Raw genomic sequence first — 12759 nt, 5'->3', positions numbered from 1 at the left:
GACACTCCGAACTCGCTTGCCGATGAACTCCTCGCGCTCACCTTTTCGAGGGATCCCCTGTTGGCGACTGTGCTGGGGGTTCCTGGCCATGACTCGACCCTGAGCGACCGGTCCGCTTCGGCGGACGAGGCGTGCCGGGTGCGGTGTCTGGACATCGCCGCGCGTGCCGACGCGATCGATCCGGGGACGCTGGCCGGGGATGACGCGGTGACCAGGGCGGTGGTCGCCCACCATGCCCGGTCGATGGTGGACGAGTTGGCGGCGCGGGGCGTCGAGTACGCGATCTCGGATCTGTTCGTCAGTCCGGCGGCTGAGCTGTTGCATGTGTTGCCGATGACCGTGCTGGCCGGGGCGGAGCAGGTCGGGGCTCATCTGGAGCGGTTGCGGGCGGTGCCGGGGTATCTGGCGACGGTCGCGGAGCGGCATCGGGCGGGGGTCGCCGAGGGGCGGGTGCCGGTGGCGCGGTTGGTGCACGCGGCGGTCGCGCACCTTGACCGGAGCCTTGCCGATCCGGATCGGTTGGCTCGGCCGGCACTTGACGGTGAGCCGGCGGTGGTGCGGGGGCGTCTGCTGGCCGAGGTGGTGCGGCCGGCTCTCGTCGAGTACCAGCGGATGTTGGCCACCGAGATCGCACCGCACGGGCGGGATGACGAGCGGGTCGGGTTGTGCTGGTTGCCCGACGGCGAGGCGATGTACGCGGGGCTGGTTCGGCATCACACGACGACTGATCGGACGCCGGAGGACCTGCACCGGACCGGGCTGGAGTTGATCGATCGGCTGACCGAGGAGTACGCGGAGGTCGGGTCCCGGGTGTTCGGTACGCGGGATCGGACCGAGATCTTCCGTCGGATGACAACCGATCCGGCGATGCGCTGGCGTGACGGTGACGAGTTGCTCGACGCCGTGAAGGCGGCGGTGGCCAGGGCCGAGGGCGTGCTTCCGGCGTGGTTCGGACGGCTGCCGAGTACCCGGTGCGCGATCGAGCCGATTCCGGCCGCCGACGCCCCTGGTAGCCCGGCCGCCTACTACGTGCTGCCCGCGCTGGACGGCAGCCGGGCGGGGACGTTCTTCGCGAACACCGACCGGGCCGAGGAGCGGGACCGGTTCACCGCCGAGGTGGTGGCCTTCCACGAGGCCGTCCCCGGCCACCATCTACAGATCGCGCTCGCGCAGGAGTTGCGCCACCTGCCGTTGCTGCGGCGGGTGGTGACGCCGACGGCGTATGTCGAGGGCTGGGGCCTGTACACCGAACGGCTGGCCGAGGAGATGGGGCTGTACTCGTCGGATGTCATGCGGCTTGGCATGTTGGCGATGGACTCCATGCGGGCCGGGCGGTTGGTGGTGGACACCGGGATGCATGCCAAGGGGTGGTCTCGGGATCGGGCGGTCGGGTATCTCCGGGACAACACGCCGATGTCCGACCTGGAGATCGGTACCGAGGTCGACCGCTACATCGTCTACGCCGGGCAGGCGCTGTCGTACATGGTCGGTCGGCTGGAGATCCAGGGGATGCGTGCCGTTGCCGAGTCCCGCCCGGACTTCGACCTCCGCGACTTCCACGACACCGTGCTGACCAACGGGGCGCTTCCGCTGCCTGTCCTGCGACAGCTCGTCACTCGATAGTCGTGGTGGCCGAACATCTCGGTCAACTCGCCGTGGTCAGCCGACCTTGATCGAGGCCAGGATCTCCGTGGCCACCGTTTTCGGTAGGGACTCGGGGTCGGCCGGGCCGCCGGCCACGTCGCTGATCACCGCCAGCATCGCGACACCGGACGGCTTGCCGTCCTCCTGCAGCAGGACGCCGACGATCGCCACCTCGCCCTCCGACGCCTCGCACGTCGGCACCGTGACCTCGGGGATCACCTTCGCGACCACGCGCACCGCCTGCTGGCCGTTCAGGTCGAACTTCTCCGGCTCCGGCACGGTGACCTGCGCGGTGTCCTGGAAGGAGGCCTTGCCGAACGCGGTCGTGAAGTCCTTGACCGTCTTGGTCAGGTCCAGGTCGGCGCCGTCCTTGGCCTGCACGTCGCCGCTGGTCGCGTAGCTGCGGATGTAGGTGTTGCCCTCGCACTGGTAGACGCCGAAGTCGGCGGTGCCGGTGAAGTCCACCCCCAGGCCGCTCGGCCGGGTGGCCGTGCCGACCTTCCACTCCGGCGGCACCTCGTAGATCAGGCCGGAGTCTGAGGTGTTGTCGATGGTCTGCCAACCGTCGCGGGTGTCCGGGCCGGTCGAGGGCGACGAGCTCGCTGGACCCGACCTCGGGGGAGCGGACGAGGACGGCGCGGTGGCGCTGGAACTCGGCGCGGCGACGGGTGTGCCGCCACTCTTTCGGGTGACTAACACGATCGTGACCACCGCGCCGACGATGAGCACGATCGCCAACACCCCGAAGATCATCGGGAGTTTGGATCGGGCGGGCGGCGGCGGTGGATAGCCGTACGGATCGGGTTGGAGGTAATACGGATCCTGCCCGTAAGGCTCGTTTCCCGGCGGTCCCCAACCGCCCTGATTTCCGTCCTCACCCTGCCATCCGCTCACACCTGGGGACGATAGCCCGCCATGCCCGGATGTTGATAACGGTGCGCTATCGACACCCCCGAATTTGATCATCGTCGCAGGTGGATACGCTGCGGCTCCCCCCTGATCGACTAGGAGAGTTTCTATGGCCAGCAGACTCAAGGCCGCACGTGCCGGAGTCGCGGCGGTCGGCGCCGCAGTGACCTTGATGATGACCGCGGCTATTCCGGCCGCGGCCGAGCCGGCCACCGGCTTCCCTGATGGCGCGGTAGATGGTTACCACGTTGATATGGGCGATGGGAAGCTTAACGAGATCCTCGCCAAGTTGATCGGTTTCCGGGTAGCCGATGGCAGCAAGCTCGACATGTACTGCGTCGAGATCCGCACGAACCTGGACCACAAGCGGGAGATGGCCGAGACGCCATGGGACGAGTACCCGGCGGCCAACTCGCCGTTCCACGCCAACCGTGACCGGATCAACTGGGTCCTGCACCACAGCTACCCGGTCGTCGAGCGGGAGACGCTGGAGCAGACCCTGACCGACGCCGGCGTCGAGCTGCACGGCGGGCTCAACCGCCAGGAGGCCATCACCGGCACCCAGGCCGCCATCTGGCACCTGAGCGACGGCGTCGACCTCAACCGCGAGGACCCGCTGCCCGGCGGCGAGGGCCAGGGCTTCGCGGCCGACGTGCTCGCGCTCTACGACTACCTGATCGGCGACGCCAACGTCGGCATCGGTGACCAGCCGACCCCCGCGCTCGAGGTCAGCCCGACCGAACTGGCCGGCAAGTCCGGTGAGCGGATCGGACCGTTCACCGTGACCACCACCGGCTCGGTCTCCGAGCTGAAGGCCGAACTGCCCGACGGCGTGCGCATCACCGACGTAGACGGCAAGGACCTGGACGCCCGCGCGATCACCGACGGCACCGAGCTGTACCTGGACGTGCCGGCCGACGCGCCCGACGGCGAGGTCAGCATCGAGCTGACCGCCAACGCCACCCTGGACACCGGTCGCCTGTTCGTCGGCATCGGCTACGCGGAGGCCAAGACCCAGTCGCTCATCGTGGCCAAGGCCGCCCGCAGCGAGATCACCGTGACCGCGGGCGCGAAGTGGACGACGCCGCCGCCGAGCACCGAGACCACCACACCGCCGCCGACCACCGAGACCTCGACCACCACGCCGCCGACGAGCACCACCAGCTCCGAGGCCCCTCCGGTACCGCAGCCACGCAACACCAGCGGCCTCGCCGACACCGGCGCGTCCGTGTTCGCCCCCATCATGATCGGGGTCGTACTGGTCGCCGCCGGCGTCGGTGCGCTGCTGTTCCTGCGTCGACGTCGCCGCGCCTGAGCGATTTCCCCGTATTGTTGAGGATCACGCGGCCGTCGATGACCGAGTGGAAAGGCGACGACACGTGACCTCGCGGAAGCCACTGATGATGACCTGGCAGGGCGTGGCGGCGCCCTACCTGGAATCGGTTCGGCTACTGGTGTCCGACGGGCGGTTGCGGGCGACGGGCAGGATCGTCGCCGCCCGCCCGTCGTCCCCGGTCGCGCCGGGAGGCTCGCGGCGGGCCGAGGCCTTCCACGCGTCGTTCGAACTGACCGTCGCCCGCGGCGGTGAGGTGGGCAAGGGCTTGCTGCGCACCACCACCGCCGACGAGGAACGCCAGATCTCGGTCGGCCGCACCGAGGACGGCGTGTGGCTGGTCGACCACGGCGACGGCACCGAACGCAACGAGTTCGACGGCGCGGCCGACGTCGACGTGACCGGCGCGGTCACCTTCACCGCGCTGCCCATCCGCCGGTTAGGGCTGCACCGGCAGGCGGGTGAGCACGTGCTGCCGGTGCTGCAGATGTCGATGCCCGACCTGTCGGTGCGTCTGGTGCACCAGACCTACCGGACGGTGGCCGTGACCGACGACGGCGCCGTGATCAACTACTCGGTTCCCGGCTTCAGCGCCGACCTCACCGTCGACCTGGACGGCCTGGTGATCGACTACCCGGGCATCGCGACCAGGGTCTAGTCCGGCAGGCAGGCGACCGCCACGTCGCCGTCGAGCCGGATGACCCGACCGCCGCCCGCGCCGAGCGCGCGCAGGTCATCCATGGCCTCCGCGCCGGCGAGGTCGATCCGCAGCTCCTCGCAGTCGGCCGCCCGCGCCGCCCGGGACTCGTCCAGTGCCGTGCGCGCCTCGTGGCCCGCGTTGATGGTCGCCGCCAACCCACCGGTCGACGCCAGCGCACCCCGCGCCGCACCGAGCCGGCCGAGCGCGTCGTCCACCGCGTCCAGCAGCGGCAGCCGGTTGCCGGCACACATCGCGAGCGCCAACTCCGGCCGGGTCCCGGCCACGCGGGTGCCGTCGGTGAACGAGCCGGCCGCCAGCGCCAGCGCGAGCGGCCCACCGTCCGCGCCGGTCGAGGCGAGCACGGCGGCCAGCACGTGCGGCAGGTGCGAGATCCGCGCGACCGCCGCGTCGTGTTCGGTCGAGGTCGTCGGCACCACATGCGCGCCGCAGTCCAGCGCGAGCGTGGCCGCCGCGATCCAGGCCGGCAGCGAGGTCTCCTCGTCGGTCGCCACGACCCAGGGCGCGCCGTCGAACAACGCGGCGTCGCCGGCCGGCCAGCCGGACGCCGACCGGCCCGACATCGGATGCCCACCGGCGTACCGGGCCGTCGGCACCCGCCGCGCGACCGCCTCGGCCACCGGCTGCTTGACACTCACCACGTCGGTGAGCAGGCACGACGGCGCGACCGTCGCGACCGTGCGCAGCACGTCGTCCACCGCCGGCAGCGGCACGGCCAACACCACCACCGCGTCCTCCGCGGCCGCCTTGGCCAGTGCTTCCTCGGTGGGCGCCACGGTGAACCCGTCGGCGACCGCCGCGTCGGCGTCGGCGGCCGACGAGGACGCGCCCCACGCCTGCCGCCCGGAGCGGACCGCCGCCCGCAGCACCGAGCCACCGATCAGACCGAGACCGACAACGCATACCGCTCGCATGGGCACCATCATGGTCCACCCGGCTGGAGGGCCACTGATCAGCGCAGGGCGTCCAACGCGAACGCGGCGTACATCGCCACCCCGTGCGCGAACGCGGACTCGTCGAAGTGCACCCGGTTGGAGTGGTTGGGCGGCGCCTTGTCCGGTTCGATGCCCGGCGGGCAGGCGCCGAGGAAGGCCAACGTGGCGGGCACCTTCTGCGCGACGTAGGAGAAGTCCTCGGCGGCCATCAGCGGGTCGGGCATGACCGCGGCGTGCCGCTGACCAAGCACCGAGGAGGCCAGCTCGAGCACCCTGGCGGCGACGGTGTCGTCGTTGACCGTCGGCGGGTAGCCGGTGACCAGCTCGAAGTCGGTGGTGCAGCCGTGCGCGGCGCCGATGTGCCGACAGACGGCCGGGATCTGGGCCAGCGCCTCGGCACGCGACTGTTCGGACAGGGTGCGCACGGTGCCCTCGAGCTCGGCGGTCTCCGGGATCACGTTGGACGTGGTGCCCGCGGTGATCCGGCCGACGGTCAGCACGGCCGGGTCGAACACCGAGAAGCGCCGGGTGACCATCGTCTGCAGCGCGCCGACCATGGCCGCGGCCGCGGGCACCGGGTCGATCGCGTGGAAGGGCATCGCGCCATGGCCGCCGCGCCCGGTGACGGTGACCGTCCAGGCGTCCGCACTGGCCATGATCGGCCCCGGCTTGCTGGTGATGACCCCGGAGGTCGCGGTGGCGGTGATGTGCAGTGCCAGCGCCCGCTCCACCGGCCGCCCGCCGGCTTCGAGGACACCGTCGTCGATCATGTGCCGAGCCCCGTGGTTGCCCTCCTCACCGGGTTGGAACATGAAGATCACCCGACCGGACAACGCGTCCCGGCGTGAGCTGAGCAGCCGGGCGGCGGAGGCGAGCATCGCGGTGTGCGTGTCGTGCCCGCAGGCATGCATCCGCCCTGGCTCCTCGGAGGCGAAGGCCAGCCCGCTGTCCTCGTTGAGCGGCAGCGCGTCCATGTCGCCACGCAGCAGCACGCTCGGCCCGGGGTTGGCGCCGTTGAGCACCGCGATCACCGAGTCACAGGACTCGCCGCGCATGACGTGCAGGTCCAGGCCCTCCAGCGCGTGCAGGACCGCGGCCTGCGAGCGTGGCAGCCGCAACCCCAGCTCCGGATGCTTGTGCAGCTGACGGCGCAGGGCGACCGTGCGCGGCTGGAGAGCCCTGGCGGCCTCGAGCAACCCGGTGAACCGCGGGTCCTGCGCCAGGGTGGGGATCTCGGCGGGAGTCATGCGTCGATGATCGCACCAGATGACGTGGAGTGCGGGCCCTCTTACCGTCCGAAGCGGCCTTCTGGCAACCCTCACCTTTCGGGCGGTGGACATCAGGAATACCGTGTCCCCATGTCCGAGCAGGATGCGGTGCCAGGCTTCGCGGTCGCGGTTGTGCGTGAGGATGGCAGATGGCGGTGTGCGGCCATGGACGCGGCGGTGCTCGGTGAGCTGGACGTGGCGATCACCGAGCTGCGCAAGGTCCGGAGCACCGGAGCGGTGTTCGGCCTCCTTGGCGTGGACGACCAGTTCTTCGTGGTCCTTCGCCCCAGCCCCGGCGGCATCTCCCTGCTCCTGTCCGACGCCGCCGCCGCACTGGACTACGACATCGCCGCCGACGCCCTCGACCTGCTGCGCGTGGAACCACCCTCCGAGGACGACGAGGAGGTCTGGCCGGAAGGCGCGCTGGACATCCTGGCCGACATCGGCCTGCCGGCCGCCGAGCTACAGGTGATCGTCGGCGAGGTAGACCTGTACCCGGACGAGCAGCTGCAGATGATCGCGCAACGGTGCGGATTCGCCGACGAGTTCGGCAAACTGCTGGACACCATCCCGCAGTGACCGCCGATCAGGCCCACATGCGCCGCGCGATCGAGGTAGCCCGCACAGCGGTGCGGACCGAGGACGTCCCCATCGGCGCGGTGGTACTGGGTCCGGACGGCGCCGAGCTGTCCGCCGCGGCCAACGCGCGGGAAGCCCAAGCCGACCCCACCGCACACGCCGAGATCCTCGCCCTACGCGCCGCCGCCACGAACTTCGGCGACGGCTGGCGGCTGGCGGGTTGCACACTGGTGGTGACGGTCGAGCCGTGCACGATGTGCGCCGGGGCGTTGGTGCTGGCCAGGATCGCGCGGGTGGTGTTCGGCGCGTGGGAGCCGAGAACCGGCGCGGTCGGCTCGCTGTGGGACGTGGTGCGGGACAGGCGGTTGACCCATCGCCCGGAGGTGGTCGGCGGCGTGTTGGCCGAGGAGTGCGGCGCGCTGTTGGCAGAGTTCTTCGCCGGACATCGCGGGTAACCGCGACGTCCACTCCGGGCACCGTGCAACGACAACAGCTCGACACCTACGCCACCCAACGAAAATGCTGCCACCGAATAATCATCGGTAACCGGCATTCACTGGCTCAGAGCGGTAGCGGTGGGATTTGAACCCACGGAGGGTGTGAACCCTCACGCGCTTTCGAGGTCTGCGACCACCCGTTCAGCGGGTGTCGTCGGGGGCGTCCTAGCTGCTCGGACGGTTGGCGCTGCTCTCCTGGACGTACTCGAACGTAGGTGAATGAGACTAGAACTGAGACTACGATCCAGCATCACACCAGACAGTCGACCAGCCGGAGTGACCACAGATTCGGCCTCTGCGCAGAGCAGCGGGCACGACGCATTCGAAGGTGCGCCGAGCGGTGTTTCCGTTGTCGTCGTGTCGGTGGGCTGTGATTTAGTGAGCGGATGGCAGCGCCTGACCCTTGTCGTATCGTCAGTGAGCATGACGCCGCATGACGCCGTTGCTGACCCGTCGCACGAGGAGGATATCCAAGTGAGCGAGTCATTCGACCTTGGCGCGGCGCGAGAAACCCTTCGTCTGCTCCAGTTCGCGAACGATCGTTGGCGCGAGGTCTACGCCCATCTTCAGGACGTGCGATTCGAAGGCGAGAACTCCCGCCGCGAAGTATCGTTGCGAGTGCGAGGGCCAGCAGTGGAGACCATCATGTGGGCACGTGCCCTCGATGACTGGTGCCGAGGGCTGCCTGATCGCACGGGGCGGCCTACCCAGCCTGTGCTCACGGGGTACCAGGATCGACGCGTTGAAGAGGAAGGGCTCCTCAAAGGGGCTAGATACGCGACGAATCGCTCTCTGCACCAGTTGCTGGCGCTGATGGTCCCATGGGGCACCATGAGGCTTCCCCTGAACACTCGCGACATATTCGGCACTTTCGGAGGCGTGCGTTGGTTGTCGGAAAGCAAGCTGCCGCCACGCTCGCGCGAGAATAATGGCCAACAGGAAATCCGTAAACACTACGTCGCACACTTGGCTCGAAACGAGGTTGGAGCCACTCTCGATCGCCTAAGTAGATTCTTCGAATCCGTGCTAGCTCCTGAAGAAACGGGAGTTTTGTTGTGAACATGACCGACGATTACGCTGCGTTGCGATGGGCGACCCACGGAGGCCGGTAGGGGCGCCTGAACTCGCCGGGAATTGCTCGGCCTGTTCGATGAGACTGGCCGGTCAGGGCGATGCGTGAGGTCGTCGCCGAGCCAGAGTCTGCGACGTCCGGCGAGGGTGGTCAGGGCGTCGCTGGTACTGCCCTGGATGCGCATTTATAAGACTAGACCGGCGCCGGGTGGAATGGCCGGTGCTCCACCTGAGTTGCGCGGCGAGGGATCCAGCCCTGCCGGCCTCCTTACTCGGTGCCGTCCTGATGTGCGGCGTTCGTTACGCCATATGGAATATGAACACTGGGCACAACATGCGATGCTGAGTCGAGATGCCGAAGCTGGTCATCGAAGAATATGTGAGGTTGTAGGACTTCTAGAATGGCACTTTTATCAATTCCGCCCAGAAAGAACGCGTCATTTACTGTGACTCCCCACTTTTTCAAGCTGTGGACAGCCCGTTCATGAGACGGTGCGTTGCGAGCGGTGACGATTGAAACGCGGACGCGAATTCTATAATTCGAGTCATTGTGCCGTCGTTCTTCTTCGAGTCGTTGAATAATATTGACTTTCGCTAGAAAGTCACGAAGGGGCCCTGGAGTGTGAGGTATCACCTCGTTGGTGACTTCATGTTCATGGAACGCTTCAAGGCCACGCGTCTGCATAACATGCTCCGATTTGTCGTCGGCGAGAACACCGTCGAAGTCGAAGGCAATGCGCAAATCCTGATCCTCGTTTTGCTCGGCCGCTGCTGAGGAATCGAGAACCTGGCCGGCTGGAAGTCCTTTAGAAACGGCCTGGCGTACATCGTTCTTGTCCGCCGACAAAAAGAGAGACATCTTCAGGGCATTCATAAATTTGTGAGGTGATTGTCCTTGCATGAAGATCGCTCGACTAATTGATAGGTTGTGATGCTGGGCTGATTTCATTACCCGCAGTCCGGTGAATGGGTCATTGCGCGAAAGTACCATAACTTCAACAAGTGGGTCGTCGAGGTCTCCTAGGTTATTAAGAGTTAGGAGTCGTTTGATGAAAGCAAAAGCGACTCCTGGGGGTAGTGGATCATTGAGATGCTGATCTTGAAATCTACGATATTCTTCTTCGCCGTCTCGACGAAAGACTTCGTCAGATTCTTTCAAGTCAAATAACGCGCTCGAGGCTATGCCGACGACGAGGCGTTGGCTTAGATCATAAGGCATGTCGACCTCCTCGATTCAAACGTGCAGTCTATGCTACTCGTGGGTGACTTCATGTGTGCGATGAATGGTTCGGTCTCTGGATTCTTGTGTCGCTGGCGTGCGTCAGAGCGGCACCGCACGGTGTCGGTCTCGCTGCTGGATGAGCCAACGTTTGAGTCGTGACGGCTGTGACGGAGGGCGCCTTGTGAGGGTGGGTCGAACACCGCGATGGCCGCGAGATACCAGCATCTCATCGCTGCCATCCGCCGAGATGTCGGCAGTTTACTCTGGAAGAAAATTGAATAGAGACTAACGGCCCGGCCTGAGCGATGTTAACGCTTCTATGTCGGGCCGTTCAGTCTGTGCCAAGAAGACTGGCTCTCTTGAGGAGGAGATCCAAGACTATCTTGTGAGTCGTGTTCTTGATCGTCCATGAGCCATGAAAACGCATTTTTCACTGCATCTTTGTTTGTGTCAAGTATCTGCATGCTCACTTGCATGAGTGTGTACAATTGATCCAGCCACGATCTTGCAAGTTCAACATTTCCGCCGGGGTTGAGTGAAAGGCTGGGAATCAGATGGCCTCCGTGGAGGACGTTGAGACATCGCTCCATGGTATGAGTCTCGAGCGACCACCATTCGGAGTGTGAGACTCCGCTCGCTATCGAGTAGGCCTGCCGGTAAAGATCCAGTAGTCCACACTCCTTGGCCATGTTTCGTATAGTTTTGCCTTCGGCGAAGGAATCTCTCGTGTCGACTGTGCGAATATCAATCGTGGCATCGTTGTGACTCAACCGCTCGAGTTCTTCGATACCTTCCTTGAAATCGATCTTCCGCGCCTCTGTGGGAAGTTCATCAAATATCCGTGCGTACAACTTCGCCTTGCCTGCCCCATACTCCTGAAAATGACGATATATCGCTGGACTTTGTTGCGCCATCCATTGAATGTAAATTCGACTTTCGATCAAAGATCGAACGATATGGGCACCGTGCTCCATACACCACAATTCTGGGGTGTTGAGTGCTGTAATAACATCTCGGCTAACGCCTGCGACAAGTCCTGCGTGAACTTCCTGTTTCTCGTGGTCGTATAGATTTGCGGGCGATGTCTCGAGTGCTTCCACGTAGCTGGCAAATAAGTCTATTGCTTGCTGGTGAAGGCGGGATCTGTTGTCTGGAACCATGGTCGGTGTAAGGGTTATGTCGAGGGGTGCATTGTTCGCTAGGGGGTCATCGGATTCTGCCTCCGTGTCCAGCCTGTTGTTTTCGATATCCTGACGTCGCAGGCAATGGGTGATCACAGAGTTCGAAGACCAAAAAGTTTTCGCCCATCGAATGGCAAGATCGAAGTAGCCTTTATCTTCGTGCAGAAGGAGCCCTTTGTGCGCGCTCCACATCGCGCGTACAACTGAATCAGCTGCGTCTCGGGTCGTGATGTCATTTGGATATTCTCTGAGTAGGGAGATTGTCTCGGCGCTCGTACTGAGCGTGCCAGCTTGGACTGAACTCCATATGTGAAGGCATTTGACTACCGCCTCGCGGTGGCCGTCTTTAAGAACCGCTAGTACTGCACGTCCGAGAGCGTCTATATCTTCCTGGCTTGGCGGAGTGGGGTTGCAATCTTCGAGCCAGGCCGCAGGGCGCTCCGGGTATGACGCCAATATGCTCTGTGCGGATCCTGGAAGTAGTCCATGTTCCTCGGCTCTGGTCTTGATCGTCGTCTTCGCTTGAGGGATCTGGTTCGTCAACCTATCTAAGCTGGTGAGTCGGCCGTCGAGGCAGTTGGCAATGAACTGGGGTTCGGCAAGTCCACGAAGGTCATTCTGGACGCTCTTCTGCCATCGCATAAACCGGACGGCTTGTTTAGTGCCCAGTTCGGACAATATAAGTATCGGCCACAAAAGATCTGGCAAATCATCCCGAACCCAATTTCCGAGTTGCAAGAGTCCGGTCGCAGCGAGTGGAGATCTGTAGACGCGGCCCTTCTTGACATGGCCGGAGAGTGGGCCAGAGTGCTGATTTGGTTGGGGAAACGACATCCGAGTATTCAACGGATCGTTGCGGCGTTCTCGCGGATTTGCTGGCACCTGTCATCCCAATGTGCAGAAGTTGGCTCCGTGAGATCGAAGTGCACCGCAGTGACGCGATGATCCGTTCTCACGTCAGTCACATCGGATGAAGAGGCCTCAGCGTGTCAACGATCTCGATTCTCATGCTGAGTGGTCGAACGATGACAGTCTGCTCATGCGGTTGTCATCCATACGCCGCAGATCCGATGGAAGCTTGCTCGAACCTCACCTCGGCGATCGGTTGAGGATGTGGCCGATAAGGGGGACGGTATCCGCTGACGCGATGACTTGATCAGAGTCAGGCGGGAGGACGACTACCTGTTGAGACTAGAACTGAGACTAACGGCGAAACGCCGGGAGAGTCTCTAGGACTCGCCCGGCGTTGTGCCTACTCAGAGCGGTAGCGGTGGGATTTGAACCCACGGAGGGTGTGAACCCTCACGCGCTTTCGAGGCGCGCTCCTTCGGCCGCTCGGACACGCTACCGCAGAGCACCTTACCGGAAGCGCTTCCCGAGCCCTCCGGGCGGGCAGGCTGTG

The 12759-nt window shown here is 64.9% G+C and carries 11 protein-coding genes and 1 tRNA gene; 6 read left to right on the top strand and 6 right to left on the bottom strand.

Annotation, left to right across the window (positions count from 1 at the left end):
* Window positions 1–60 precede the first annotated feature (60 nt).
* Window positions 61–1623 carry a DUF885 domain-containing protein gene (locus ACYVIP_RS34140; protein ID WP_460403973.1) on the top strand — a complete coding sequence of 521 codons (1563 nt, stop codon included), beginning with the start codon at window positions 61–63 and terminating at the stop codon, window positions 1621–1623.
* A 36-nt stretch (window positions 1624–1659) separates the two neighbouring features.
* On the opposite strand, the gene ACYVIP_RS34135 is transcribed toward ACYVIP_RS34140, so the two are convergent.
* Entirely contained in the window at window positions 1660–2397 is a 738-nt protein-coding gene (locus ACYVIP_RS34135) for a hypothetical protein (protein WP_460403972.1), read from the bottom strand.
* Window positions 2398–2662: 265 nt separating this feature from the next.
* Here ACYVIP_RS34135 and ACYVIP_RS34130 point away from each other — a divergent pair, with 265 nt between their 5' ends.
* Entirely contained in the window at window positions 2663–3868 is a 1206-nt protein-coding gene (locus ACYVIP_RS34130) for a thioester domain-containing protein (RefSeq protein ID WP_460403970.1), read from the top strand.
* Window positions 3869–3932: 64 nt separating this feature from the next.
* Window positions 3933–4544, top strand: a complete 612-nt coding sequence (locus tag ACYVIP_RS34125; protein ID WP_460403968.1) for a putative glycolipid-binding domain-containing protein — start codon at window positions 3933–3935, stop codon at window positions 4542–4544.
* Here the strand turns inward: ACYVIP_RS34125 and ACYVIP_RS34120 are convergent.
* Together ACYVIP_RS34120 and ACYVIP_RS34115 are read right to left on the bottom strand one after the other, a co-directional pair.
* Entirely contained in the window at window positions 4541–5518 is a 978-nt protein-coding gene (locus ACYVIP_RS34120) for a prephenate dehydrogenase (protein ID WP_460403966.1), read from the bottom strand. The two genes, ACYVIP_RS34125 and ACYVIP_RS34120, sit on opposite strands and share 4 nt — an antisense overlap.
* A gap of 38 nt (window positions 5519–5556) precedes the next feature.
* Window positions 5557–6786, bottom strand: a complete 1230-nt coding sequence (locus ACYVIP_RS34115; RefSeq protein ID WP_460403964.1) for a M20 metallopeptidase family protein — start codon at window positions 6784–6786, stop codon at window positions 5557–5559.
* A 111-nt stretch (window positions 6787–6897) separates the two neighbouring features.
* Here ACYVIP_RS34115 and ACYVIP_RS34110 point away from each other — a divergent pair, with 111 nt between their 5' ends.
* The 3 genes from ACYVIP_RS34110 (at window position 6898) to ACYVIP_RS34100 (ending at window position 8942) form a co-directional block, all read left to right on the top strand.
* A complete protein-coding gene (locus tag ACYVIP_RS34110) occupies window positions 6898–7386 on the top strand; it encodes a tRNA adenosine deaminase-associated protein (RefSeq protein ID WP_460403962.1) in 489 nt (162 codons plus the stop codon).
* Window positions 7383–7841, top strand: coding sequence for a nucleoside deaminase (locus ACYVIP_RS34105; RefSeq protein WP_460403960.1), 459 nt, complete (start codon window positions 7383–7385; stop codon window positions 7839–7841). Before ACYVIP_RS34110 ends, ACYVIP_RS34105 begins: the two co-directional genes overlap by 4 nt.
* A 465-nt stretch (window positions 7842–8306) precedes the next feature.
* A complete protein-coding gene (locus ACYVIP_RS34100; protein WP_460403958.1) occupies window positions 8307–8942 on the top strand; it encodes a hypothetical protein in 636 nt (211 codons plus the stop codon).
* 280 nt (window positions 8943–9222) lie between these two features.
* Here ACYVIP_RS34100 and ACYVIP_RS34095 read toward each other — a convergent pair whose 3' ends face one another.
* From ACYVIP_RS34095 to ACYVIP_RS34085, 3 genes are all read right to left on the bottom strand, one after another.
* Entirely contained in the window at window positions 9223–10173 is a 951-nt protein-coding gene (locus ACYVIP_RS34095; protein ID WP_460403956.1) for a 5'-nucleotidase, read from the bottom strand.
* 320 nt (window positions 10174–10493) lie between these two features.
* Window positions 10494–11900, bottom strand: a complete 1407-nt coding sequence (locus ACYVIP_RS34090) for a DUF5677 domain-containing protein (RefSeq protein ID WP_460403954.1) — start codon at window positions 11898–11900, stop codon at window positions 10494–10496.
* A 719-nt stretch (window positions 11901–12619) separates the two neighbouring features.
* Window positions 12620–12706 (bottom strand) — tRNA-Ser (locus ACYVIP_RS34085).
* Between the last annotated feature and the right edge of the window lie 53 nt (window positions 12707–12759).

It is taken from the genome of Actinophytocola sediminis (assembly GCF_054779715.1).
Note: the sequence above shows the minus strand (reverse complement) of the source record. Positions and strands in the feature narration are given on the sequence as shown.